21 protein-coding genes are annotated in these 25505 nt (G+C 69.0%); 9 read left to right on the top strand and 12 right to left on the bottom strand.

Annotated features, from left to right (window positions below):
• Positions 1 to 21: 21 nt before the first annotated feature.
• From AC57B5_RS13160 to AC57B5_RS13140, 5 genes are all read right to left on the bottom strand, one after another.
• Complete coding sequence (locus AC57B5_RS13160; protein WP_034390825.1) at positions 22 to 219, bottom strand: hypothetical protein; 198 nt, start codon at positions 217 to 219, stop codon at positions 22 to 24.
• On the bottom strand, positions 216 to 1358 hold the full coding sequence (locus AC57B5_RS13155; RefSeq protein ID WP_230356411.1) for a PepSY-associated TM helix domain-containing protein: 1143 nt from the start codon (positions 1356 to 1358) through the stop codon (positions 216 to 218). Before AC57B5_RS13155 ends, AC57B5_RS13160 begins: the two co-directional genes overlap by 4 nt.
• 99 nt (positions 1359 to 1457) lie before the next feature.
• A complete protein-coding gene (locus AC57B5_RS13150) occupies positions 1458 to 3626 on the bottom strand; it encodes a TonB-dependent receptor (RefSeq protein ID WP_373806892.1) in 2169 nt (722 codons plus the stop codon).
• 100 nt (positions 3627 to 3726) lie between these two features.
• Positions 3727 to 6252 carry a TonB-dependent siderophore receptor gene (locus AC57B5_RS13145; protein WP_496399699.1) on the bottom strand — a complete coding sequence of 842 codons (2526 nt, stop codon included), beginning with the start codon at positions 6250 to 6252 and terminating at the stop codon, positions 3727 to 3729.
• Positions 6253 to 6402: 150 nt separating this feature from the next.
• Entirely contained in the window at positions 6403 to 7386 is a 984-nt protein-coding gene (locus AC57B5_RS13140) for a GlxA family transcriptional regulator (RefSeq protein ID WP_012203805.1), read from the bottom strand.
• A 117-nt stretch (positions 7387 to 7503) separates the two neighbouring features.
• On the opposite strand from AC57B5_RS13140, the gene AC57B5_RS13135 reads away from it, so the two are divergent.
• A complete protein-coding gene (locus AC57B5_RS13135) occupies positions 7504 to 8145 on the top strand; it encodes an HD domain-containing protein (RefSeq protein WP_012203806.1) in 642 nt (213 codons plus the stop codon).
• Positions 8146 to 8163: 18 nt separating this feature from the next.
• On the opposite strand, the gene AC57B5_RS13130 is transcribed toward AC57B5_RS13135, so the two are convergent.
• Positions 8164 to 9495, bottom strand: coding sequence for an MmgE/PrpD family protein (locus AC57B5_RS13130; protein ID WP_496399698.1), 1332 nt, complete (start codon positions 9493 to 9495; stop codon positions 8164 to 8166).
• 199 nt (positions 9496 to 9694) lie between these two features.
• Between AC57B5_RS13130 and AC57B5_RS13125 the strand changes: the two genes are divergently transcribed.
• From AC57B5_RS13125 to AC57B5_RS13105, 5 genes are read left to right on the top strand one after another with little or no spacing between them, the layout of a single operon-like run.
• The gene (locus AC57B5_RS13125) at positions 9695 to 10861 is read left to right on the top strand and encodes an acyl-CoA dehydrogenase family protein (protein WP_016454279.1); all 1167 of its coding nucleotides are present in this window, start codon (positions 9695 to 9697) and stop codon (positions 10859 to 10861) included.
• A gap of 40 nt (positions 10862 to 10901) precedes the next feature.
• Positions 10902 to 11873, top strand: a complete 972-nt coding sequence (locus tag AC57B5_RS13120) for a Bug family tripartite tricarboxylate transporter substrate binding protein (protein WP_016454280.1) — start codon at positions 10902 to 10904, stop codon at positions 11871 to 11873.
• Between the two features lie 8 nt (positions 11874 to 11881).
• Positions 11882 to 14008, top strand: coding sequence for an acetate--CoA ligase family protein (locus AC57B5_RS13115; RefSeq protein ID WP_496399697.1), 2127 nt, complete (start codon positions 11882 to 11884; stop codon positions 14006 to 14008).
• Positions 14002 to 14856: an alpha/beta fold hydrolase gene (locus AC57B5_RS13110; protein WP_496399696.1), complete on the top strand. Its 855-nt coding sequence runs from the start codon at positions 14002 to 14004 to the stop codon at positions 14854 to 14856. The genes AC57B5_RS13115 and AC57B5_RS13110 overlap by 7 nt, the downstream gene beginning before the upstream one ends.
• 9 nt (positions 14857 to 14865) lie before the next feature.
• Positions 14866 to 15753, top strand: coding sequence for a LysR substrate-binding domain-containing protein (locus AC57B5_RS13105; RefSeq protein WP_496399695.1), 888 nt, complete (start codon positions 14866 to 14868; stop codon positions 15751 to 15753).
• On the opposite strand, the gene AC57B5_RS13100 is transcribed toward AC57B5_RS13105, so the two are convergent.
• Positions 15737 to 16951, bottom strand: coding sequence for an MFS transporter (locus AC57B5_RS13100; protein WP_496399694.1), 1215 nt, complete (start codon positions 16949 to 16951; stop codon positions 15737 to 15739). The two genes, AC57B5_RS13105 and AC57B5_RS13100, sit on opposite strands and share 17 nt — an antisense overlap.
• 95 nt (positions 16952 to 17046) lie before the next feature.
• Between AC57B5_RS13100 and AC57B5_RS13095 the strand changes: the two genes are divergently transcribed.
• Positions 17047 to 17634, top strand: a complete 588-nt coding sequence (locus AC57B5_RS13095; RefSeq protein ID WP_012203814.1) for a TetR/AcrR family transcriptional regulator — start codon at positions 17047 to 17049, stop codon at positions 17632 to 17634.
• Here AC57B5_RS13095 and AC57B5_RS13090 read toward each other — a convergent pair.
• The gene (locus AC57B5_RS13090; RefSeq protein WP_071954537.1) at positions 17631 to 19010 is read right to left on the bottom strand and encodes an aminotransferase-like domain-containing protein; all 1380 of its coding nucleotides are present in this window, start codon (positions 19008 to 19010) and stop codon (positions 17631 to 17633) included. The genes AC57B5_RS13095 and AC57B5_RS13090 overlap by 4 nt on opposite strands.
• 123 nt (positions 19011 to 19133) lie before the next feature.
• Here AC57B5_RS13090 and AC57B5_RS13085 point away from each other — a divergent pair, with 123 nt between their 5' ends.
• Positions 19134 to 19997: a DMT family transporter gene (locus tag AC57B5_RS13085; protein ID WP_043825296.1), complete on the top strand. Its 864-nt coding sequence runs from the start codon at positions 19134 to 19136 to the stop codon at positions 19995 to 19997.
• Positions 19998 to 20049: 52 nt separating this feature from the next.
• On the opposite strand, the gene AC57B5_RS13080 is transcribed toward AC57B5_RS13085, so the two are convergent.
• Together AC57B5_RS13080 and AC57B5_RS13075 are read right to left on the bottom strand one after the other, a co-directional pair.
• The gene (locus AC57B5_RS13080; protein ID WP_496399693.1) at positions 20050 to 20979 is read right to left on the bottom strand and encodes a tripartite tricarboxylate transporter substrate binding protein; all 930 of its coding nucleotides are present in this window, start codon (positions 20977 to 20979) and stop codon (positions 20050 to 20052) included.
• A gap of 3 nt (positions 20980 to 20982) precedes the next feature.
• Positions 20983 to 21912 carry a LysR family transcriptional regulator gene (locus AC57B5_RS13075; protein ID WP_496399692.1) on the bottom strand — a complete coding sequence of 310 codons (930 nt, stop codon included), beginning with the start codon at positions 21910 to 21912 and terminating at the stop codon, positions 20983 to 20985.
• 145 nt (positions 21913 to 22057) lie between these two features.
• On the opposite strand from AC57B5_RS13075, the gene AC57B5_RS13070 reads away from it, so the two are divergent.
• The gene (locus tag AC57B5_RS13070) at positions 22058 to 23446 is read left to right on the top strand and encodes a hypothetical protein (RefSeq protein WP_486640432.1); all 1389 of its coding nucleotides are present in this window, start codon (positions 22058 to 22060) and stop codon (positions 23444 to 23446) included.
• Positions 23447 to 23808: 362 nt separating this feature from the next.
• On the opposite strand, the gene AC57B5_RS13065 is transcribed toward AC57B5_RS13070, so the two are convergent.
• Both AC57B5_RS13065 and AC57B5_RS13060 read right to left on the bottom strand, forming a co-directional pair.
• Positions 23809 to 24699, bottom strand: a complete 891-nt coding sequence (locus AC57B5_RS13065) for a LysR substrate-binding domain-containing protein (RefSeq protein WP_496400113.1) — start codon at positions 24697 to 24699, stop codon at positions 23809 to 23811.
• 64 nt (positions 24700 to 24763) lie between these two features.
• The gene (locus tag AC57B5_RS13060; RefSeq protein ID WP_496399691.1) at positions 24764 to 25093 is read right to left on the bottom strand and encodes a hypothetical protein; all 330 of its coding nucleotides are present in this window, start codon (positions 25091 to 25093) and stop codon (positions 24764 to 24766) included.
• Between the last annotated feature and the right edge of the window lie 412 nt (positions 25094 to 25505).

Here is a 25505-nt window from a genome sequence, read left to right as displayed (position 1 = left end):
CGCCATTCCGTCATCCCGTCGTCATTGCGGCGGGCTGCGCCGCACCCAGCCGTGCCAGATTCCCGCCGCCGTGGGAATGGCCAGGCAGACGCCGGCCAGCATGTCGCCAAAGCCGCCGTCGCTGAACAGGGCCGAGACCAGGCCGATGGCCGTCAGCACGCCCAGTGCGATGGGCCAGCCCCAGAGGGCGAGAAAGCCCCGATGTTGCGCGCCGCTCATGCCGAGACCTCCTTGCCGCGCGGCGCGGGCTGCGGGGCCGGCACGCTCTTGCCCTTTTTGACCCACAGGTACAGGCCCGTGCCCAGCACGATGATGCTGGCGATGTCCAGCAGCGCCCAGAGGATCTGCATGGCCCGCCCGCCGTAGTCGCCGAAGTGCAGCGGCTGGGACACCAGCAGCGCCGTCAGATACCAGGGCAGGGCGGGCGCGGCCGTGACCTGGGCGGTCTTGGCGTCCACCAGCACGGGCAGGAACAGGCGCGAGGTCAGGGGCTCGTTGCCGCGCAGGAAGAAGGTGTGGTGGTGCGGGCTGGAGAACGTGGTGCCGGGGAAGGCGATGAAGTACAGCTTGGTGCCCGGCACCTGCTGCTGGGCGGCCTGCAGCGATTGCTGCAGCGAGGCGCGCTCCGCCACCGGCACCGTGTCCTGGCCCTGGTAGGGCGCCAGCACGCTGCTGAGCTGGTCATGCTGCCAGTACTTGATCAGCAGGTCGGCCCAGGTATTGATCATGCCGGTGGCGCCCACCACGAACAGCCACACCAGCGTGACGATGCCCAGCAGGTTGTGCAGGTCCAGCCACTTCAGGCGCGGCTGGCGCGTGCGGCGCACGGTGCCGAAATCGAGCTTGCGCATGAAGGGTGCGTACAGCACCACGCCGCTGACGATGGCGATCAGCAGCAGCAGCCCCATGAAGCCCAGGAACAGCTTGCCCGGCAGCCCCGCGAACAGGTCCACGTGCAGCTTGAACATGACCCACATGAAGCCCTGGTCGAAGCGCGGCTGGGCCAGCAGCTCGGCCGTGCGCGCATCGACCACCACCGAACGGAAATCGTCCGTGGGCGCCGGCGTGGGCGTCATGGTGACGAACCAGAGGTCATCGGTGTCGTCGGACTTGGAGACGAACTGCACCACGCGGTCCGGGTGCTGGGCACGGGCCACCTCCAGCACCTTGTCCAGGCTGGCATGGGGCGTGCCCTGGGGCATGGGCGGGGCCTCCACCTCGGTGCCCAGCAGGTGGCCGATTTCGTGGTGGAAGATCAGCGGAAGGCCGGTCAGGCACAGCAGCAGCATGAAGACGGTGCAGACCAGGCTGCTCCATTTGTGCAACCAGGCCCAGGTCTTGATCGTGTGGCTTTGCATGGGGTGTTTTTTCTCTGACAGAAGGGGGCCTGCGGCCCCCGCCATCACCCCGCCCCCGGCGCCATGCCGGGGGCGGGGCGGTTGCCGGTGGCCGGGGGCTTAGAAGTCCACTTGTGCCGACAGCATCAGCGTGCGCGGCGCGCCCGTGGTGGTGTAGCCGGCGGCAGTCACCCAGTAGCTCTTGTTGCTGACGTTCTCCAGGCTGGCGCGCAGCACCACCGGCTTGCCGGCCACGTGGGTGCGCAGGCGTGCGCCCAGGTCCAGGCGTGTCCAGCCGGGCATGCGCAAGATGTTGGCCGCGTCGTAGTACATGGACGAGGTGTGGATCACGCGGCCGTTCAGGCTCAGGCCCTCCACCCAGGGCGTATCCCAGTCCAGGCCCAGGTTGAAGGTGCGCTCGGGCACGCCATTGGCATCGTTGCCCTGGTTCACGCCGCCTGCCGTGCGCGAGAGCTTGGCGTTGTTGAAGGCCGCGCTGGCCAGCAGGCGCAGGCCCTTGTGGATCTCGCCGTAGGCGGTCAGCTCCAGGCCGCGGTTGCGCGTCTCGCCGCCGAAGCTGTAGACATTGGTCACCGGGTCGGTCATGGAGCCCGGGCGCTGGATCTGGTAGAGCGCGGCCTGCGTGGTCATGCGGCCCCAGTCCACCTTCACGCCCACTTCGTACTGCTTGGACTTCTGCGGCGCGAACACCTGGCCGGCATTGGCCGTGTTGGGCCCGGCCGTGCCGCCTGCCGACAGGCCAGCCGTGTAGTTGGCGTAGACCGAGACATTGTTCTGCGGCTTGAACACCACGCCGGCCAGCGGCGTCACGGCGCTGGCCTTGTACAGCGTGGTGCCGCTGGCGTTCTTCTGGTCGATGGTCTGGTCGCGCAGGCCCACGGTCACCAGCACGCGGTCGCTGAACAGCGCCATGGTGTCGGCCAGCGCCAGGCTGTGCTGCGTCAGCTCGGCGTTCTTCGTGGGCGCGCCGCGCACGAAGTCGATGGCCGGCAGGGGCGCGGGGTTGTAGATGTTGGAGGGGACGGCTTTGGTGGTCAGCTGGTAGAAGTAGCCGCTCTCGCGGTCCATGTAGTTGGCCGCGGCCACCACGGTGTGGCCGATGGCGCCGGTCTTGAAGCGCGTGCGCAGGCCCACGTCGGCCGAGGTGGTCTTGTTGAACTCGTCGTAGAAGCCGTTGCGCACCGTGAAGTTGCCCAGCGAGTCGATGCGCTGCACGGCCGTGGGAAAGCTCTGGTCGCTGGACACATCGCTGTAGCCCACGCCGCCGTAGACGGAGGTGTTGGCGTTGATGTCGTATTCCACGCGCGAGATCACGGTCTTGGCCTTGTCCAGCAGCTCCGTGCCCGGGTTGAAGTTGGTGCGGCTGTCGGGCACGGCGGGCACCTGGGTGATGCCGGCCAGGAAGGCGCTTTGCGGGCGGAATTCCGTGGTCTTGCCGCTGGTGGTCAGCGCGTCCAGCGACCAGCGCAGGCCCTGGCCTTCGTAGTCCAGGCCGACCGATGCCAGGCCCAGGCGCTGGCGGCCGCCGTCGATATTGCCTTCGCCGTTGCGCCACACGCCATTCACGCGCACGCCCCACTGGTTGTCTTCGCCAAAGCGGCGGCCCACGTCCAGGTGGGTGCCGAACTGGGCCTTGCCCATGTAGGTGGCGGTCAGGCGGTTCAGCGGCACGTCGCCCGCGCGCTTGGTCACCACGTTGATGCTGCCGCCGATGCTGCCGCTGGGACCCACGCCATTGGTCAGCGAGCCGGGGCCCTTGAGCACTTCCACGCGCTCGATCACCTCCAGCGGCAGGCGCGTGGAGGGCGACAGGCCGTACAGGCCGTTCACCGACACATCGCGCATGGACAGGGAAAAGCCCCGCACCTGGAAGTCGTCGCCATAGCCGCCGCGCGCCTGCAGGGTGCGCACCGAGGCGTCGTTCATCACCACGTCGGCGATGGTCAGCGCCTGCTGGTTCTCGATCAGCTCCGAGGTGTAGTTGGTCGTGCTGAAGGGCACGTTCATCTGGTCGGTCTTGCCCAGGATGCCCAGGTCGCCGCCGCGCGCGATCTGGCCGCCGGCATAGGTCTTTTGCAGTCCGCCAATGGCCTCGGCCTGGTCGCTCACCGTCACCTCCTTGAGGGCCGGGCCCTCGGCCGTCTGGGCCGCCACGCCCACGGCGGCCAGGGCCAGGCCGGCGCCCAGGCATTGGCGGATCAGGCGCGTGAGGGGATGGGGAGCGAAGCGGAAGTCCGCAGGAGTGCTGTGGTGCGTCATGGCAGTCATGTGCAAAGGTTGGAAAAGGCGGGAGGAAAAACCGTGAAGAAAAACCGGGAAGAAAAGCCGGGAGGAAAAGTCGGGATAAGAGGGCAGGCCGGCCGTGGCCCTAGAAGCGCGCGCGCAGCGACACCGTGACGTTGCGCGGATCGCCGTAGTAGTTGTTGAAGTAGGTGGTGTTGGGCGAGAACTTGGCGTAGTAGCGCTTGTCCAGCAGGTTGCTCACGTTCAGCTGCAGCGAGTAGGTGTCGTCCAGGCGGTAGGCCAGCAGCGCGTCAAAAAGCGCATAGCCACCCTGGCGGGTGGTGACATCGCCCACGCTGGCGTAGGCATCGCTTTGCAGCCGCACGCCGGCGCCTGCGGTCCATCCCTGCAAGGGCCCCTTGAAGCGGTGGCTGGCAAACAGGCGCAGCGCATGGCGCGGGTCCACGGGCCGCAGCGGCTGGCCCACGTTGGCCTCGGAGGCGTCGCGCAGGTACCTGGCCTGGGTGTAGGTGTAGCCGGCCAGCACCTGCCAGCCTGGCGCGGGCTCGCCGGACAGCTCCAGCTCCCAGCCCTGGCTGCGGCTCTTGCCGCCGGCCATGAAGCAGTGGCTGGTCGGGTAGTACGGCAGGCAGGGCATGGCCGATGCCGTGTCCTGCATGGCGCTGCCCACGCGCTGGATGCGGAACACCGACACGCTGGCCTGCAGCCGGCCGTCCATGAAACTGCCCTTGAGCCCGGCCTCCAGGTCCTCGCCCCGGGCGGGCGCCAGGATGCTGCCGTTGGCGGCCTTCTTGTCCTGGGGGCTGAAGATCTCGCTGTAGCTGGCATAGGCGTCGAGCGTGTCCGACAGCGCATGCACCAGGCCCGCATAGGGCGTCAGCTCGCGGCGCACGCTGTAGCCGCTTTGGGCATTGCCGGGTTCGAGATAGCTCCACCAGCTCAGGCGCGCGCCGGCAATGGCGGTGAGCGAGTCGGTCAGCGACAGCCGGGCCCGCGCGAATCCGCCGTACTGGTGGATGTGGGACACGGGCGATGAATAGGCGTTGCCGTTGCCCTCGCTGTAGAACGGCTCGGGGTAGCTGGTGTACGGATTCCAGCCGCGGATATCCACATTGCGCAGCGGGCTCACGCCCCAGTAGCCCGTGGCGCCCGTGCTGCGGATGCGCTGCAAGTCGGCGCCCAGCGACAGCTCGTGCCTGCGGCCCAGGGCCTCGAAGGGGCCGCTGGCCAGCAGGCTCAGCGCGTTCTGCGTGCTGCCGTCGCCGCCATAGATGGAGGTGCTCACGTCGAACAGGTAGGGATTGCTGTCGCTGGCCCTGGAAAACGAAGTCTGCTTGAACCCGTCCGACCGAAAGCGCGTGTGCGCCGCCTGGGCCTTCAGTTGCCAGCCGCTGTCCAGCCGGTGCTCCAGCTCGGCAAAGGCCTGCTGGTTGTGGCGATTCCAGGTATTCCAGGGCGTGCCCAGGTAGGTGCTGCGCGGCAGGCCGAGCTGGCTGCCATCGGCGGCGGCGGGCAGGCCGCCCCAGGAGCCCGTGGCCTGCAGGTCCGTGTGCTGCAGGCCGGCCGTGAGCGTGGTGCGCGGCCCCAGGTCCGCCTCCAGCACGCCGTACAGGCCCAGGCGCTTTTCCTTGCGCGCGGTCTGGAACGATGCCTTGTCGTCCGCCAGCGCCACCAGCCGGCCGCGCAGCGTGCCGGCTGCGTTCAGAGTACCGGACAGGTCGGCCTCCATGCGCTGGCGTTCCCAGGAGCCCAGCGTCAGCGCGGCCGAGCCCTGCCATTGCGCCGTGGGCCGCTTGCGCACCATGTTCACCATGGCCGAGGGCGAGCCCGCGCCACGCAGCAGGCCCGTGGCGCCGCGCAGCACCTCAACGCGGTCCAGCATGGCCGTATCGGGCTGGATGAAGGTGGAGGCCGAGGCCACCTGGTTCACATTGAGCCCGTCCACCTGCAGCGAATCGATCTGGTAGCCGCGCGAGTAATAGGCGATGCGCTCGCTGTCGATGTACTCCACCGTCACGCCCGGCGTGTGCTGCAGCACGGCATGCAGGTCGGGCAGGGCCTGCTCGTCCAGCCACTGGCGCGTGAGCACGGTCACGGGCTGCGGGATGTCGCGCACCGACTGAAGCCCCTTGTAGCCCGTGACCAGGCTGGCCGCGTAGCTGTCCGATGCCTCGGTCGTGGCACTGGCCGGCGCCGTGGCCCGGACCGTGACCGTGCCCAGCGTCTGCCCGCCGATGCCCGAGGCCGCCGCTGGCAGCGGCCGCAGCGTATAGACGCCGCTGGACTCGCGCACGGCCTGCAGCGCCGTGCCCTGCAGCAGCCTGGCAAAACCGTCTTCCACGCCATAGCTGCCCTGCAGCCCCGGGGACTGCAGCCGGCCCAGCTGCGCGGCATCAAACGACAGCGCAACGCCAGCCTGGTTGGCGTACTGCGCGATCACATGCGTGAGCGGGCCGGCCGCAATCGAAAAGCTGCGCTGGGCTGCCTGGCCGGCCTGGGCGGACGGCGCCGCATGGACGCAGTCCGTTGCCGTGGCAACCAGCATCGCCACCCCCAGCACCGCTGCCACCCCAGCCACCCCCATGGACGCAGGCCAGCCCCGGGCGGCTGCAAGGCCGTCCTGGGGCTGGTGGGGGTGGGGGCAGGGCATGGGGCTGGGAAAAGTGGTGTGACTCCCCGTATGCCGAACAAGCCTTGCCGATCCTGCAAGTTCGGCTGGATTTTTTTTGCGCCTTGGCCTGGATTCAGACCTTGTTTTTGCCTTCATCGTTAGATAAGGCAAAGACTGGCTGCTATGTTTTTATTTTTCTCTGCCCGGGATTTCGGGGGCCGCGCCCTGGTGACGCCGGTACATGGCTGGAGAAATGCCCAGGTGCTTGGAAAAACTGCGGCGCAGGGTGTCCGCGTTGGCAAAGCCGCACTGCGCCGCGATCTGCTTGGGCGCGTCATGGCCGGCCTCCAGCAGTTCACGGGCTGCGGACACGCGCATGGTTTCCACCCAGGCGGCTGGTGTCACGCCGACTTCCGCCTGGAACAGCCGCGCGAAATGCCGCGCGCTGAGACCGGCGCGCTCAGCCAGCGCACGCACCGAGAGGTCCTGCGCGGGATGCGCCACGGCCCAGCGCTGTATTTCCTGCAGCGCAGAGCGGCCAGCCGGTCCCGCATGGCCCTTGCGGCTGAACTGCAGCTGGCCGCCGGGACGCTTGAAGAACATCACCAGCTGCGAAGCCACGCGGGCCGCCACTTCGCGCCCGCAGTCCTCCTCCACCAGCGAAAGGGCCAGGTCCAGGCCTGCCGTGACCCCGGCCGAGGTGCGCAGCTTGCCATCGCGCACATGCAGCGCGTCGTCCAGCACGGTGGTACGTGGATGGGCGTGCCTGAGCGTGTCGGCCACGGCCCAGTGCGTGGTCACCCGCCGGCCGTCGAGCAGGCCGGCGGCCGCCAGGAACAGCGCGCCCGAGCACACCGATCCGAAGCGCCTGGACTGCCTGGCCATGGTGCGCAGCCATTGCAGCGTGGGCTCGCCCAGCAGCATGTCCATGGCATGGGGGGCACCTGCGACCAGCAGCGTGTCCAGCCGGGGTAGCGCATCTCCCATGGCCCAGTCGGGCACCAGACGCACGCCCGACGAGCTGTGGATGGGCGCATGGTCGCGGCCCACCACCTTCAGCGCATAGAAGGGGCGGCCCAGTTCTGCGTTGGCCTGCGCGAACACGTCCAGCGGTCCCGAGACATCCAGCAGCTGGACGCCTTGCAGCGCAAGGATCGCAATCGTTCTTGTCATGGAAAAGCCCCGGTGTCCGCATCGCGCGTGAAATGGCAGAAATCGACGGTATGCGTCGATTGATGACGTGGCAGTGTATCCCCAGAATCGAATCGAGCACTTTGAAAGGAGCCACCCATGCGTCTCGATATCGACGGAATCCGCATCCCCGACAGCCGGCTTGCGCGCGAGGTCACGGAACTGGTCCGTGACACGGCATCGCCGCTGCTGTTCCACCATTCCAGCCGCGTCTACTACTTCGGCGCCCTCGCGGGCGCCAGGCGTGGCCTGGCGTTCGACCCCGAGCTGCTGTACTGCGGCTGCATGTTCCACGACATGGGCCTCACGCACCGGCACAGCAGCGATTGCTGCCGCTTCGAGGTGGATGGCGCCAACGCAGCCCGCGAATTTCTGCGGGGCCACGGAATCGCCGCGCAGGACATCGATCTGGTCTGGACGGCCATTGCCCTGCACACGACGCCCGGCATTCCCGAGTTCATGCATCCCGTCATCGCCCTGGTGACGGCCGGGGTGGAGATGGATGTGCTGGGACTGACCTACGGTGACTACGCCGATGCCCAGCGCGAGGCCATCGTGCAGGCCCATCCGCGCGGTCCGCGCTTCAAGGAGGAGATCATCCAGGCCTTCTACGACGGCATCCGGCACAAGCCCCAGACCACCTTCGGCAACGTGAAGGCCGATGTGCTGGCGGACAAGGAGCCGGCTTTCAGGCCGATGAACTTCTGCAGCGTGATCCGCCATTCGGCCTGGCCCGGCTGAGCAGGCGCAGGCTCCGCGTCACAAGCCATCGAGGTCTGCGGCCTGATCCAGCGTCCACAGCCGCTCGGTCACCTGCCGCAGCCGGTCCGCGCCCAGCACGGGTCCGGCCAGCTCGGCCAGCTTGGTCTGCAGATCGGCGTCGCTGAGCGGCATGTCGGGATCGCCCTTGCGCGTGGGCTGCAGCCAGGCATGCACACTGCCGTCGCGCAGGGTGATGCGGACCTGCGCGGCGCGTTGCGCCGGGAACTGGCGGTCCAGCTCGGGGTGCCGTTCCAGCGTGATGCGCTGCATCAGCGCGCGGGTCTGTGCATCGTCCAGATGGGTATCGTCGAAGGCCGCCAGCCGCACGCTGCCCCTGCGCAGCGCATGGGCCACCACGTAGGGAATGCTGAAGCGTGCCTCGGCGGCCGTGCGTGGTGCGCGGTTGCCGGCCACGGTGAGGGCCGGGCCATAGGTGGCAACCTGCAGTTGTGCGATGTCGTCGGCAGCGAAGCCATGCACCTGCTGCAGATGCAGGGCGCCGTCGATGGGCGCGAAGGTGTGGCCGCAGCAGGCGTGGTTCTTGAACGTCATGGCAGTGATGTTGAAGACCTGGCCCAGGTCCGCCAGCACGGGCTGCCAATCAGGCGCATCGCTCATGGCCGTGCCCAGGCCCATGGCGCCTTCGAAGACATCGAGTGATCCCGTCACGCCCTGGCCGGCCATCAGTGCTGCGGCGACGCCGGCCTCGGCCGCGCGACCGGCGTGCAGCGGCTTGGACATGGAGTCCATCTGGAAGGCCTGCTGCAGTCCCGCCGCAAAGGTGGCCGCCGTGCACAGCGCATGCGTGAAGCGCTGCGCATCCAGCCCCAGCAGACAGGCCGCCGCCGCAGCAGCGCCAAAGCTGCCCACCGTGCCCGTGTTGTGCCAGTAGCGGTAGTGCGCACGTCCCAGTACCTGGCCTATGCGGGTGGAGATCTCGTAGCCCGCAATCACGGCCTGCAGCAATTGCAGGCCGCTGGCCCTTTGCTGCTGCGCCACCGCCAGGGCCGCCGAGATGGTGGGTGCGCCCGGGTGGTAGATGGCGTGCTTGAAGATGTCGTCCACCTCGGCTGCATGCGAGGCCGTACCGTTGATCAGCGCCGCCGCCCGGGCGGTGGCGCGCCGGCCCAGGGCCAGCCGTGCGCCGCCCCGGTCCAGGTCTTCGGCCATGGCGCGTTCCAGCCGGGGCGTGGGGTCCATGCCGTAGCCGGCGATCAGCGCGGCATACCAGTCCACCACGGCGCGTCGGGCATGGTGGAGAACGCTGGCCTCGACAGGCGCTTGCTGGAATCGGGCGCCGAACTGGCCCAGGGTTTCGCTGACATACATGGCGTGGACTTGTTGGGAGTGAGGGTGGCGGGCGGGGCTGGGTGGGGCTGGTTGGTGCAAGGATGCAGGCTTTCACGATAGCGGTGCGCCGGCGCGATAGACATATCCTTTTGTCATGTCTTGAGGCGTGATTGGAAGAACTTGAGCGGCGGGCTGGAGCCAATGATCCAGGCCATCGTCAACCCGCTTTCCGATCACCATGGATTTCACCCTTTCCGAAGAACACCAGGCTTTCGCCGACAGCGTGGCCCGGTTCGCCCAGGACAAGCTGGCGGCCGGCGCACTGGAGCGTGCGCATTCCCCGCATTACCCCTGGGAGACTGCCAGCCTGCTGGCCGAGCAGGGCTTGCTGGGCATTGCCTTTCCCGAGGCCGACGGCGGGCAGGGCGGCTCGCTCATGCACGCCGTGCTTGCCATCGAGCAGGTGGCCCTGGTCTGCCCCAAGAGCGCCGACATCGTGCAGGCCGGCAACTTCGGCCCCATACGCACCTTCGTGGAGTACGCGGACGCCGCGCAGAAGGCGCGCTTCCTGCCGGATCTGCTGGCTGGAAAAAAGCTCATTTCTCTGGGCATGACCGAGCCCGATGCAGGCTCGGCCGTGACCGAGCTGAGGACCACGGCCACGCTGGAGGGCGATCACTATGTGATCAACGGCAGCAAGGTGTTCTCCACGCACAGCCCCGAAGCCGGCCTGTTCCTGGTCTACGTGCGCTTCGGGCCGGGCGTGGACGGCATAGGCTCGGTGCTGGTGGAGCGCGGCACGCCCGGCTTCGAGGTCGGCCAGCCTTCGGCCTTCATGAATGGCGAGCAATGGGCGCAGCTGTATTTCGAGAACTGCCGCATCCCGCGCGAGAACGTGCTGCTGGGCGCGGGTGGATTCAAGAAGCAGATATCGGGCTTCAACGTGGAGCGCCTGGGCAATGCCTCGCGCGCGCTGGCGCTGGGCCGGCATGCCTTCAACCTGGCGCGCGAGCACGCACGGGTGCGCCGCCAGTTCGGACGCGAGCTGTGCGAGTTCCAGGGCCTGCAGTGGAAGTTCGCCGACATGTGGATGAAGCTGGAGCAGGCCCAGCTGCTGCTCTACAAGGCCGCGCTCGAGGGTGAGCATGGCCTGCCCAGCGCGCAAAGCACGGCCATGGCCAAGCTGGCCTGCAATCTGGCGGGCTGGGAGGTGTCCAACGAGGCCATGCAGGTCATGGGGGGCCTGGGCTTCAGCCAGGAGGCCCTGGTGGAGTACTGCGTGCGCCGCACGCGCGGCTGGATGATCGCCGGCGGCTCCATCGAAGTGCTCAGGAACCGCATCGCCGAGGGCGTCTTTGGGCGGACCTTCTCCCAGAAAGCCTCCCAGCCCGCACCCCGGCAGTAAGACCGGCACCACCCGGCACCACTACAAAAGGAGACAAGGAATGCATCGTCGTACATGGATGGCCGCGCTCGCGGCGGCAGCGGCAATGGGCTGCGCAGGCATGGCAGCGGCCTCGGACAAATATCCGTCGCGGCCCGTGAAGATCATCGTGGGCTTTCAGGCCGGCGGACCCACGGACGTGGTGGCGCGCCTGGTGGCCAAGGCACTGCAGGATGAACTCAAGGGTGCCTTCATCGTGGAGAACAAGCCCGGTGCCACCAGCAACATCGCCTCGGAGACCGTGGCCGTGGCTGCGCCCGACGGCTATACGCTGCTGGTGGCGGCGGCGCCGCTGACCATGAACAGCTTTGTGTTTCCCAGGCAGAAGTTCGACCCGCTCAGGAGCTTCGAGCCCATCTCCAAGATCTCCTCGGCACCCGGCGTGCTGGCGGCCAGCCCCCAACTGCCCGTGCGCAGCTACAAGGAATTCGAGGCGCTGGCGCGGGCCCGGCCCGGTGCGCTCAGCTATGGCACCACGGGCGCGGGCGGCTCCCAGCACATGGCCACGCTGCGGCTGGAGCAACTGGCCGGCCTGCAGATGCTGCATGTGCCCTATTCGGGCGGCTCCAGCGTGCTCACCGACCTGATAGCGGGCGTGGTCGATGTCGCGTTCATGACATCCACTGGCGCCATGCCCAACCTGGAAGCAGGCAAAGTGCGTCCGCTGGCCGTGGCCGGCCCCGTGCGCCTGCCGGGCCTGCCCGCTGTGCCCACGTTTGCCGAGCTGGGCCTGCCGGGCATGGTCTCCGATTCGTGGAACGGGCTGCTGGCGCCAGCGGGCACGCCCAAACCCATCGTCGACCGGCTGGCCGCCGCCGTGGCCAGGGCCGTGAAGTCCCGCGAGTTCAAGGAGGCCCTGGTCCCGCAGGGCGCGGTGCTGATTGGCAATTCGCCCGCCGAATTCAAGGCGCAGTTGCAGGCCGAGGTGGTCCACTGGTCCGAGCAGTTCAAGAAAGTCAAGATAGAGAAGTAAGCCGAACCATGAACGCCTCCACTTCCATTGCCGCCGCCGCTGTCTCAGGCGCCACGCAGTCCTCCCGCCGGTCCTTGCGCCAGCTCCTGCTGGAGCCTGCAAGCATCGCCCTGGTGGGTGCCTCCGACGACGTCGGCAAGACCGGCGGGCGGCCGCTGCAGTTCCTGCGGCGCGCGGGCTTTGCCGGCACCATCTACCCCATCAATCCGCACCGCAGCCAGGTGCAGGGCGAGCCCGCCTGGCCCAGCCTGGCCGCCTTGCCCGAGGTGCCAGACCATGTCTTCGTGCTCTCGCCCACCGGGACCGTACTGGAGACCGTGCGCGAATGCGCGCGGCTGGGAGTGGGCGTGGTCACCATTTTGGCCAGCGGCTTTTCCGAGTCGGGCCCCGAAGGCGCGCAACGCGAGCAGCAACTGCGGCAGATCGCGCGTTCCACGGGCCTGCGCATCCTGGGGCCCAGCAGCCTGGGCGTGGTCCATCCGCGCAACGGCCTGGTGCTCACGGCCAACGCGGCCTTTGCCGAGCCCGATGTGCCCAGCGGCAAGGTCTTCGTGGCATCGCACAGCGGCAGCATGATCGGCGCTCTGGTCTCGCGCGGCAAGGCGCGCGGCGTGGGGTTCGCGGGCCTGGTCTCTGTGGGCAGCGAGGTGGACCTGAGCGTGGGCGAGATCTGCGCGGCCACGCTGGACGATCCAGGCATAGAAGGCTATGTGCTGTTCCTGGAGAGCCTGCGCCATGGCGATGCGCTGCAGGCCTTTGCGCGCGAGGCCGCGTTGCGCGGCAAGCCCGTCATCGCCTACAAGCTGGGCCGCTCCAGCGCCGCTGCCGAGATGGCAGCCACGCACACGGGCGCGCTGGCGGGCGAGGACGATATCGCCGATGCCTTCCTCAAGGGCCTGGGCGTGGCGCGCGTGGACATGCTGGAGACGCTGTTCGAGGTGTTCCCGCTGGCGCGCAAGCTGCCCCTGGCCGGCGCCAGCCCTGCCTGCGGCCAGCGCGTGGCCGTGGTCACCACCACGGGCGGCGGTGCGGCCATGGTGGTGGACCAGCTGGGCCTGCGCGGCATCACCGTGCAGCCCGTGGCCGGCGAGACGCTGGCCCGCCTCAAGGAGGCCGGCATCCCCGGCAGCGCAGGTCGCGTGCTGGACCTGACCCTGGCCGGCACGCGCTACGAAGTGATGAAGAAGGCGCTGGACATCCTGCTGCAGGCCCCCGAGATCGACATGGTGGTGGCCGTCGTCGGCTCGTCCGCCCGCTATCAGCCGGACCTGGCGGTGCGTCCCATCATGGACAGCGCCGACCATGCCAAGCCCCTGGTGGCCATGCTCGTGCCCGAAGCGCCGCAGGCCCTGGCCGCGCTGACCGAGGCACAGATTCCCTGCTTTCGCACGCCGGAGAGCTGCGCCGACGCCATTGCCAGCGTGCTGGCACGGCGCGTTCCGGGTCCGGTGGCCGCTGTCCCTGCGCTGCGGGGCGCGGGCCGTGCGCTCAGCGAGGCCCAGGCCTATGCGCTGTTCGACGCGCTGCAGATGCCGCATGCGCCCTTTGCCTGCCTGCCTTTGCAGGGGCCGGTCGGGGACCTGCCGTTTGACTACCCCGTGGTGGCCAAGCTGTGCTCGCCGGCCATCGCGCACAAGACCGAGGTCGGTGGCGTGGTACTGGGCGTTGGCACGGCGCAGGAGCTGGACGGTGCCCTTGCCACCCTGCGCTCCAACCTGGCGCGCAATGCGCCGGGCACGGCCTGCGACCAGGCGCTGGTGCAGCCCATGTGCAAGGGCCTGGCCGAGGTGCTGGTGGGCTACCGCATCGACCCCGATGCAGGCCCCGTCATCATGCTGGCCGCTGGCGGCATCTGGGCCGAGGTGTTGCGCGACCGCAGCATCCGCATGGCCCCCGTGTCGGTGGAAACCGCCCGGGAAATGGTCGCCGAGGTCCGGCTGCTGCAGACCGTCTCCGGCCTGCGCGGCAGGCCCCGGGGTGACCTGGAGGCGCTGGCACATGCCATCGCCGCCCTGTCCCGCCTCGCCCTGCGTCCCGAGCTGGGCGTGCTGGAGGCCGAGGCCAACCCGCTCATGGTCCTGCCCGAAGGGCAGGGCGTGGTGGCCGTCGATGCACTGGTGCTGCAGGCGTGCTGAACCCGCGCCACAGCCTCCTGCAGGCGCTGGACTCCACGGCGCGTCACTATGTGCTTGCCGCCACCTGGGGGGACGAGGGCGTGGACCTGCACTGGCGTGAATGGGGGCAGGGCCGCCCCCTGGTGCTGCTGCACGGGGGCCACGGGTCGTGGATGCACTGGGTGCGCAACATCGAAGCGCTGTCGCGCCAGTTCCGCGTGCTGGTGCCTGATCTGCCGGGCTTCGGTGATTCGCAGGACTTCGCGCTGCCCGCCCATGACCCCGCACGCCTGCCGGCCCTGGTGCAATCGCTGGAGCAATGCCTGGACCTGCTGGTGCCCGAGCAGGGCGTTCTCCTGGCGGGCTTTTCCTTCGGCGCAGCGATGGCAGCCCAGCTGGCAGCGCGCGTGCAGCGGGTGGAGCGCCTGGTGCTGCTGGGCACTGCCGGCCACGGCGGCAGGCGCCGCGAGATGGCCCCGCTGCTGGACTGGCGCGTGGACGACCTCGCCGCGCGCGAGGCCGCGTGGCGGCAGAACCTGGCGGCCTTCATGCTGTCGGGACCGGAGGCCGTGGATGCGCTGGCCCTGTGCGTGCATGGCCTGTCCTGCGAAGCCACGCGCTTTCGCAGCAAATCCATTTCGCGCGGCAGCGCGCTGCAGGCATTGCTGCAGGGCTACCGGCGCCCCGTGCTGCTGGTCTGGGGCGAGGCCGACGTCACGGCCGAGCCCATGGAGGCCGCCGAATCCCTGGCGCAGGGACGCGCCGAGCGCGACTGGACCATCGTGCCGCGTGCCGGCCACTGGGTGCAGTACGAATGCGCACCGGAGGTGAACCTGCTCATGGCCCGCTGGCTGCAGGCGCAATCCTAGAATCCGCGCATGCATGGAAGAATCCCGCCGCTCAACCCCCTGAAGGTCTTCGAAGTGGTGGCGCGCACCCGCAATCTCACCCAGGCGGCGCGGGAGCTGCACATCAGCCAGTCCGCCGTGAGCAAGCAGCTGAACGTGCTGCAGACCTATCTGGGCGTGGAACTGTTCCGGCGCGAGCGCCACGGCATCAACCTGACCCTGGCCGGCCAGCGCTATGGCGACGCCGTGGCCCCTGCCTTCGAGGGCATTGGCCGCGCCACGGACGAGATCATGCGCAGCGGCTCCGACAACACGCTGCGCCTGCAGACCTACACCACCTTCGCCGCCAAGTGGCTGATTCCGCGGCTGCAGGACTTCAACGCCCGCCATGGCGACATCGCCGTGGTCATCACCAACTCGGTCAAGGACGTGGACTTCGATCGCGACCATGTGGACCTGGCCATACAGATGGGCCATGGCGCCTGGCAGGGCGTGGACACTGAATTCCTGTTCGAGGACGTGATCGAGCCCGTGTGCAGCCCCGCCTTCCTGCATGCCAATGCCCCCGAGATCGCCTATCCCCAGGCCCTGCTGCGCAAGCGGCTGCTGGTCTCGCACTACCGCAAGGCCGACTGGCAGACCTGGGCCCGGCTGTGCCGTTACGAGGACGAGATCGACGGCGTGGAGACCATGCGTTTCAGCAGCTCGGTGCTGACCTGGCAGGCCGCCGCCGATGGCCTGGGCATCGCCATTGGCCAGACCGCGCTGCTGGTCGACGACATCAACGGCGGCCGCTTGGTCGCGCCCTTCGGACTGCCTGTGCGCACCGGCGCCTCCTACTACCTGGTCACGCCCAGGCTGCAGCGCCAGTCGAGGAAGGTGCAACTGTTCAGCGACTGGCTCAAGGAGCAGATCTAGGCCGTGCACAGGCCACCGGCCTGGGCTGGCGCGTCCCCGCCAGCGCCAGGCCCGCGAACAGCATCAGCATCAGGCCGTAGGCATAGGTGACCGGCAACAGGCCGAAGCGCGCGGCGGCCATGCCCGCCGCGATGGCCGGCACGCTGAACGCCAGGTAGCTGGCGATGTAGATGGCCGAGATCAGGGCGCCGCGCTCGTGCGGCTCGGCCAGCGGGATCACGCTGCGCAGCGCGCCCTGGAAGCCCACGCCAAAGCCCGCGCCCGCCACCACCGAGGCGCCCAGCACCAGGGGCAGGCTTTGCAGATGGGCGCCGACCAGCAGCAGGGCCACCCCGGCCAGCAGTCCGCTGCCGCCGAACTGCAGCATGGCGCGCGGCGCGCGGCTGCGCAGCGTCCAGATGGCGGCGGCGGCGCTCAGCGTGTTGATGCACACGGCAAAGCTGGCGGCGACCTCCGAGCCCGTGACCGAGCGGATCATCGACGGGCCCAGCGACAGGTAAAAGCCCCCCAGCGCCCACACCGTGATGCTCATGGGCAGCACGCGCATGAAGTCGGCCCGGGCCTGGCCCGGAATCCGCACGCGCGGGCGCATGGCGGCCAGTGCGCCGGGGCGGCGCGCGCCCGTCTCGGGCAGCACGGCCATGGCGGCGGCCACGGCCACGAAGATCAGCGCCATGAGCCAGAACACCAGGCCCAGCTGCTGGCGCCACAGCTGCGCGAACTCGCCCGCCACGACAATGCCCGCCGCCATGCCGACCATGGGCGCCATGGTGCTCACCAGCGTGCCGCGCTCGCGGTGCAGGTCCAGCAGCGCCGCGCCCATGGCCGCACTGGCCATGCCGGTGGCAAAGCCCTGCAGCACGCGCGCCAGCACCAGGGCCTGCACGTCGCCCGCGCGGGCGAACACCGCCAGCGAGACGATCTCCAGCACCAGCGCCGCCAGGATCACGGGCTTGCGGCCCAGGTGGTCCGACAGCGCGCCCGTGGTGAGCAGGGCCAGCAGCAGGCTCAGCGCATAGACCGCGAAGACCAGGGTCAGCATGCCGGAGGAAAAGCCCCAGTCCTGCTGGTAGAGCCGGTACAGCGGCGTGGGCGCGCTGGAGGCGGCGAAGAAGCTGCCCAGGCCGAAGGCCAGGACGGCCAGGCTGCGGCCGGGCCGGGCAGCGGGAGTGGAGTTGGATGGTTGCAGTACCGACATGGTTAAGAGCCCTGCTGCACAATTAATGCAAAGTTTTTGCGTTAGCGAATTCTGCGCTTGTGCGCTGCTAATGCAAATTTTTAGCTTTAATAACCATGAGCACGCAAGTCCCATCCCTTTCCAAAACAGGCGGTCCCGCCCGTCCCGGCGGACGCAGCGCGCGCATCCAGGCCACGGTCTACCAGACCGTCAAGGGCCTGCTGGAAACCATGCCGCGCGAGGAACTGAGCTTTCCGCTCATCGCCGCCCAGGCGGGCGTGACGCCGTCCACCCTCTACCGGCGCTGGGGCGACATACAGCAGCTGCTGGCCGATGTGGCCGTGGAAATCATCCGGCCCACGGCGCCGCCGCTGGACACGGGCACGCTGGAGGGCGACCTGCTGGCCTGGGCCGAGCAGTTCCTGGAGGAATCGGCCTCGCCGCTGGGCCGCACCATGCTGCGCGACATGGCCGCCGCAGCGGGCAACGAGCACACGCCCTGCGCCTGCGTGGAAATCCTGCGCGGGCAACTGGCGCAGATCGGCGAGCGCGCAGCGCGGCGTGGCGAGGCGATGCCCGCTGCGGACACCCTGATCGACGCGCTGGCCGCACCCATCGTCTACCGCGTGCTGTTCGACCTGCCGCCGTCACTGGAACACGTGCAGGCACGGGTGCGCGGCCTGCTGCAGGCTGAAACGGCCTAGCCCTTCAGCGCCCGCGCCAGCACCTCGAAGATCCGCGCATCCGAGCACTGCGCCACATTGAAGCGCAGGAAATCGCCCGCGCTCTGCGACTGGCTGAAGGCATTGCCGGGCGCCAGCACCACGCCATCCTCCAGGCAGGTGCGCGCAAGCGCCGTGGCATCCATGCCCCCGGGCAACTGGCACCACAGGAACATGCCGGCCTGCGGCACCAGCCAGGGCTTCATGCCCAGGGCCTGCAGCCGCGCGGCCGTGCGTTCCATCTCCTGCGCCAGCCGCAGCCGCACGGACTCCATGTGCCTGCGGTAGCCGCTGTCGGTCAGCGTGCGCAGCACGATGTCGGCGGCCATGCGCCCGCCGCCGAAGTTGGTGGCGATCTTCAGGTCCGCCAGGTCCTGCGTCCAGTCGGGCCGCGCCGCGATGAAGCCGCAGCGCAGCGAGGCCGACACTGTCTTGGAGAAGCTGCCGATCTGGATCACGCGCGACAGGCCGTCGAAGGCCGCCAGCCGGGGCGCCGCATGGGTCTCCAGGTCGCAGAAGATGTCGTCCTCCACGATCACCAGGTCCGAGCTGTCGGCCAACTTCAGGATGCGGTGCGCCACCAGTGGCGACAGCGTGGCGCCCGTCGGGTTGTGGATGGCCGAATTGGTGATGTACAGGCGTGGCGAATGGGCCTGCAGCGCGTCGGCGAACCGGGCCACGTCGGGCCCCTGCGGCGTGTAGGGCACGCTCACGGCCTGCACGCGGTGCGCCTTGAGCAGCGCATGGAAATTGAAATAGCAGGGGTCGTCGATCAGTACCGTATCGCCGGGCTCCAGCAGGAAACGGCAGACCAGGTCGATGGAGTGCGTGCCAGACTCCGTCAGCAGGATCTGCTCGGGCGAAGTCTCCAGCCCCATGGCGGCCATGCGCCGCGCCAGCAGGCGGCGCAGTGCCGGGTGGCCCAGCGGCGTTGCGTACTCCGTCAGCTCCAGCGTGCCCGAGCGCGCCAGGGAGCGCAGCGCGCGGCGCACGCCTTCCTCGTACAGCCATGAAGGCGGCAGCCAGCCGCAGCCCGGCTTGAGCGCGTGGGCATCTGCCTGCAGCGACTGGCGGGCCAGCCACAGGGGGTCGACCTGCCTGTCCACGCGCGGCCCGATACCGCCCAGCGCCAGCGGCGCCACCGGCCCCGCCACATAAAAGCCCGAGCCCGGGCGCGAGGCGATCACCCCCTCGGCCGCCAGCCGCTCATAGGCCTCCACCACCGTGGACACCGACACCTGCATGGCCTGCGCCTGCGCGCGCACCGAGGGCAGGCGCGTGCCGGGCAGATAGGTGCGCGCGGCGATGCGCGACTGGATCTCTTCCATCACCGCCTGGATGCGTGTGCCGCTGCGCATGGCTGCTTTCTCTTCTGTAGTGGATTTTTGTGCATAACAGTTCTTTTGAATTGTATTGGACTGTCTATGGAAGATCCGGCCGTGCAATGGCCCACTGCCTGCTGCAAACCAAGGAGCTTTTTGATGGACAAGACAAGCAGCGGGTGGATCAACGGATTCATCGGCGTGGCGATCTTTGCGGGATCGCTGCCGGCCACCCGCGTGGCGGTCGCCGACCTGGACCCCACCTTTCTGACCTGTGCGCGCGCCAGCATCGCGGCATTGCTGGCCCTGGCCATGCTGCTGGCGCTGCGCCAGCCCCGGCCCGCGCGTGCCGACATGCCTTCGCTGGCGCTGAGCGCGCTGGGCGGCGTGGTGGGCTTTCCGCTGCTGACCGCGCTGGCGCTGCAGTACGTCACCTCGGCGCATTCCATCGTCTTCGTGGGCCTGCTGCCCCTGTCCACAGCCGTGTTCGCCGTGCTGCGCGGCGGCGAGCGCCCGCGCCCGGCCTTCTGGCTGTTCTCGCTGGCGGGCGCGGCCTTCGTGGCCGGCTATGCGGCCGTGGGCGGGGCCGGGGGCTCGCTGCGCGGCGACCTGCTCATGCTGGCCGCCATCATCGTCTGCGGCCTGGGCTATGCCGAGGGCGCGCGCCTGTCGCGCACGCTGGGCGGCTGGCAGGTCATCAGCTGGTCGCTGGTGCTGGCCCTGCCCGTCATGCTGCCGGCCGCCCTGATCAGCATGCCGGCATCGCTGGCCGATGTGGGCCGGCCCGCATGGCTGGGCCTGGCCTATGTTTCGCTGTTCAGCATGCTCATCGGCTTTGTGTTCTGGTACCGGGGCCTGGCCCAGGGCGGCATTGCGGCCGTGGGCCAGATCCAGCTGCTGCAGCCCTTCATGGGCCTGGGCCTGGCGGCCCTGCTGCTGCACGAGCAGGTGAGCTGGGGCATGGTGCTGGTCACCATGGCCGCCGTGGTCTGCGTGGCCGGGGCGAAGAAGTACGCGCGCTGAGCCCGTCCGGCGTGGTGCGGGAGCGTGGTGCGGGGGGAGCGATGCAGGGCGGTCAGCGCCCGGCCTCGCGCATCACCTGCTGCGCGAACTCTGCGGCCGAACCCTCGAACGGCTGGTTGCTGGCCGCCTCCAGCCGGCTGCGGATGGCCGGCGCGCGCAGCGCCTGGGCCACCGCGGCATTGATGCGCTGGGCCAGCGCTGGCGCCATCTGCGGCGGCGCGAACAGGCCGAACAGCGAATCCAGGTTGGCCTGCGCATGGCCCAGCTGCGCCAGCGTGGGCACATCGGGCAGGGCTGCCAGCCGCTGCGGCGCGCCCACGGCCAGGGCCTTGAGGCGGCCCGCGCGCAGCGCCTGCAGCTGCAGCGGCGCCACATTGGTGGACAGCAGCTCGAAATGCCCGGCCAGCGCATCGTTGAGCTGCTGGCCCCCGCCCTTGTAGGGCACATGCACGATGGGAATGCGCGTGGCCTGCTCTATGCGCTGCAGCACGGCGTGGCCCGTCGTGCCCTCGCCCGTGGTGGCCCAGCGGATGCCGCCGGGCATGCCGCGTGCCTCGGCCAGCATGCCTTCGAAATCTGCGGCCTTCAGCGCCGGTGTTCCCACCAGCAGCATGGGCGTGCGCATCACGCCGGCGACGGGCGTCACGGAGGCTGCGGCCAGGCCCACGGCGGTGGCGGCGGCAAAGACCAGGGTGCGGCCGTCGGGCGCGCTGCGCGCCAGCAGCTCCAGCGCCACGGTGCCGCTGGCGCCGGGGCGGTTGTCCACGACCACGGCCGTGCCCCATTGCTGCGCCAGTTGCTCGGCCAGGGCGCGGGCCACCATGTCGCTGACACCGCCTGCGGGGTAGGCCACCACGATCCGCACGCTGGCGCCCGGCCAGGCGGGCCGGGCCGGCAATGCCTGGGCGGGCCAGGCCAGCGCGCAGGCGCCCGCCGCCAGCAGGGCGCGCCGGCCGGTATCGGTGCCTTGCGGTGCCCGCATGCCTCAGCCGCCCGGCGCCTGGTGGCGCTGCGCCAGCTCGCGCGCCAGGGCGATGAAGGTGGCCGCGGGTCCTGCGCCGCCGGTTTCCGTGCCGGCCTCGCGGTGCACCAGGGTGAGCGGGGCGCTCAGCCGCACGGCGGGCTCGAAGGCGCGGTAGACCACGGCCTCGGGATGGGCGCCGCGCACCGAGGCCGGCACGATGGACAGGCCCACGCCCGCCGCCACCAGGTTCACATTGGTCATCATGCGTTCCACCTCGGCGGCCACCTCCACCTGTACCTTGTGCCGGGCGCACAGCGCCAGCAGGTTCGCATACAGCCCCGGCGCGCCCGTGCGCCGCACAAGGATCAGGCGCTCGCCATCGAGCTGCCTGAGCGCCACGGGCCGCGATGCATCGCGCGCCAGCCGGTGGTCCACGGGAATGGCCAGCAGCGCGGGCTCCTGCAGCAGCGTTTCGAACACCAGGCCTTCGGGCCGGGCCACCGGCACGCGCAGAAAGCCGCAGTGCATGCGCCCGGCCTGCACGGCCTCGGTGATCTCGGCGGCATTGTTCTCGCTCACATCCAGCGCAATGTCGGGATGGCGGCCACGGCACAGGCGCAGCACCTCGGGCGTGAAGGCATGTGCCGCCGCCGAGCTGGTGAAGCCCACATGGATGCGCCCGCGCTCGCCGCGCGCAAAGGCCTGCATGCGGTCGCGCATGGCGGTGAAGTCGGCCAGCAGCCGCGTGGCCTCGCCCTGCAGCTCCAGGCCCGCGTCGGTCAGGTCCACGCCCTTGGGGTGGCGCCGGAACAGGGCAATGCCCAGCTCCTCCTCCAGCGCGCGGATCTGCTGCGACAGCGGCGGCTGCTGCATGTCCAGCAGCTCGGCCGCGCGCGTGATGTGGCCGGTATCGGCCACGGCCAGGAAGTAACGGAGATGGCGCAGTTCCATATATGTGAAAAGTATCCAGCCGATATCCTAAAAATCTTTGAAATATTGGACAAGCCTCTACAGAATCCGATCCAGTCACCGATGCGACCGCTTGCCGCGGCGCGGCAGGTGACTTCCAAAAAGAAGCCAAGACAGGAGACAAGACATGCAAGCATCCGCGTATTTCCCCCTGCGTCCCGCCAGCGCCTCGCTGCTGGCCGCGCTCGCCCTGGCCGGCTGCGGCGGCGGCTCGGCCGTGCTGCACGGGCCGGTCACCTCCATCGAGACCGCGCCCAAGAGCACGGCCTGCCCCGCCGAGATTCCTGCGGGCATCAGCTGCTGGGCCGGGCAGGACTCCAAGGGCGCCTACTACCTGATCGCCAAGCCCGCGCAGTGGAACGGCACCCTGGTGCTGCACGCCCACGGCGGCCCGGACCTGGCCGCGCCCACCGCCGACCGTGCGGCCGAAGACCTGGTGCGCTGGTCCATCATGGTGCGCGCAGGCTACGCCTGGGCCGGCTCCACCTACCGCCAGGGTGGCGTGGAAGTGCGCGCCGCCGCCGAGGACACCGAGCGCCTGCGCGGCATCTTCCGCCAGCATGTGGCCAAGCCGCAGCGCACCATCCTGCACGGCCAGTCCTGGGGTGCGGGCGTGGCGGCCAAGGGCGCGGAAATGTTCAACGAGCAGACCGTGGGCGAGCGCCCCTACGACGGCGTGCTGCTCACCAGCGGCGTGCTGGGCGGCGGCACCCATGCCTATGACTTCCGCACCGACCTGCGCGTGGTCTACCAGTACCTGTGCGGCAACCACCCGCGCCCCAATGAGCCGCAGTACGCGCTCAACCTGGGCCTGCCCGCAGACGCCAAGATGCGCCAGGCCGACGTGGCCCTGCGCGTGAACGAATGCCTGGCGCTGGACAAGCCCGCCGCCCAGCGCACGGCCGCGCAGCAGGCGAAGATCGACACCATCACCAAGGTCATCAAGATCCCCGAAAGCGCCATCCAGTCGCACATGAACTGGGGCACCATGCACTTCCAGGACATCTCGGCCAAGCGCACGGGCGGCGCCAGCCCCTTCGGCAACGAGGGTGCGGTCTATGCGGGCTCGGCCGACGATGCCGCGCTCAATGCCGGCGTGCTGCGCTACCGTGCCGACCCTGCGGCCTACCGCAAGTTCGCCGATGACACCGACCCCGTGGGCAAGATTGGCGTGCCGGTCCTCTCGGCCAAGTGGATCAGCGACCCCACGGCCTTCGTGGAGCTGGATGCGCGGTTTCGTGCGGTGATGCAGCAGGGCGGCAGTGGGGACCGGCTGGTGCAGACCTTTACGCGGCAGGGGACGCACAGCTATATCAGCGATGCGACCTATCCCACGTTGATGACTGCGTTGATGCAGTGGGTGGAGGCGGGGGTGAAGCCGACTGCGGCGGGGATTGCTGCTGCTTGTGTGGGGAATGAGGCCAAGTTTGGGGTGGGGTGTAGTTTTGATGCGGCTTATGTGCCGGCTGCGTTGGGGGCTCGGGTGCCTGAGAGGGCGCGGCCTTCTTTGCAGTGAGCTGGTTTTTTCCCTGCAACGGGTTAGTTTTTGACCCTGCCGGGTGGTGGTTTTTCGAGGCCGGGTCTCGGCCCGGCAGCCGACCTACCTTTCTTTGATTCGTCAAAGAAAGGTAGGCCAAAGAAAGACGACCTGAATGTCCGCGACCCCTTCGCTTCGCTGCGGGGCAACCTGCGTCGTGGCGGTTGCGGGGTTCGCCGTGAAACTCACTTCGCGCTGCGCGCTACGTTCAAACATCACGGCGAGTCAGATCACGAAGCAAGCCTGTCCTTCGGCAGGCTTGCAACCCCGCAACCGCCACGACGCAGGCGCTGACATACGGGGAGTTTGCTCGGGCCTTTGCTGCGCTCGGCCTGGTGTTTTTAGCGGGGCATGTTGGTTCTGGTGGCGGGGGCCAGTTGCGCCGCGAACTCGCGCGCCGCTGCACTGTAGCTGGCGCCTCGGCGCCACAGAAGGCCTGCCGTGCGGATGAGTTTGGGGGCGACCAGGTGGATGGCCACCATGTCTGTGGCCTGCTGGGCGGCGCGCTCGGGGACGATGGTGGCCATGTCGCCCCAGCGGCACAGCGCGATCAGCGATTCCACCGAGCCCATTTCCGCGCGCAGCAAGGGCGTGACGCCTGCGGTGCGCAGTCCGTCCTCGATCAGGCTGCGCGTGTAGAACGTGCGCGGCAGCAGGGCCAGGGGCACGCCGGCCAGCGACTTGACGGACAGCGTGCGGCGCCCGGCCAGCGGATGCGATGGGTTGACCAGCAGCATCATGCGTTCGTCGAACAGCGGCAGCGCGTCCAGCTCGGCGCGCTGGGGCGGGTGAAAGCTCACGCCCAGGTCCAGGCTGCCGTCCAGCAATCCCTGCTCCACGGGCGGGGCCAGCAGCTCGATCACCACCACGTTGACCTTGGGATAGGCACGCATGAAAGCCGCCACGGCCGGGGCGACCAGGGTGTTGAGGAAGGTGGGAATCACGCCGATGGTCAGCGTGCCGGTCTGCAGCTCGCTGAGGTCGGCCAGCGCCATGCGCCCGGCCTCCACCTCATGCAGCGCACGCTCCGCATAGTTGCGGAACACCACGCCGGCCTGCGACAGCTTCAGCCCCCGGCCAATGCGCTCGAACAGCGCCATGCCCAGCTCCTCTTCCAGCTGGCGCAGCCCATGCGAGAGCGTGGACTGCGTGACATAGAGGTTTCTGGCCGATGTCGTCAGGTGCTCGGTCTTGGCGATATCGACAAAGTAGCGCAGCTGGCGCAGTTCCATGGGTGAAGGCAAGGGGGTGTTCGGCGGACCAGTTTCTCACAGAGATACGGGCACGCCGCACAGTTCACTCGCCGTCGTCCTGGTCCACGAACTCCACCAGCTCCGGCAGCATCTCCAGCTGCTGGATGGCATCCTTGAGCCGCAGGCCAAAGCGTGATTCCGGCCGCCCGAAGGCGCCCTGCGCCAGCCGCAGCGCCGCCGTTGCCTTGATCCATTCCACCTCGAAGGCATAGCGGTCCGCGTGCTGCTGGTCACTCATGCGCTTGATGTGCTCCAGCGCCAGCTCCACGGCGCAATCCACATCGACTTCGCTGTCGTCCCTGTCGGGGTCGTCGACCATCAGTTCGATCAACTGCTGCAGCGTGCTCTGCACCAGGCCCAGCGAGGCGTGCATGGCCTGCCGCCAAGTGGGCAGAAGGGGTAGTTGGGGAGAGGTCGCCTGAGCGGCGATGAGAGGGTGCATAACTTGGTTCCTGTATGAAACAAAGGCCCCGCTCTAGGTGGGGGCTGCAACCTCTACGTGCTGGTGTTACGACACACCAAGCCTTTCGGCTCGCCGCAAGTTTAACGGCCGCGTATCAAGAAGCCAGGCCGAGCGCAGCGAAGGCCCGCAACAACTCCCGTATGTCAGCGCCTGTGTCGGGCCGCCTGCGGGGTTGCAGTCCTGCCGAAGGACAGGACTGCTTCGTCATCTGACTCGCTGCGGTTGTCTGAGCGGAGTTCACGCAGTGAACGCAGCGAGTTCCGCAGCGAACCCCGCAGGTGGCCCGACGCAGGTTGCCCCGCAGCGAAGCGAAGGGGTCGCG

The sequence above is a fragment of the Delftia sp. BGA-UO-ETr-SB1 genome, assembly GCF_059567865.1.
Note: the sequence above shows the minus strand (reverse complement) of the source record. Positions and strands in the feature narration are given on the sequence as shown.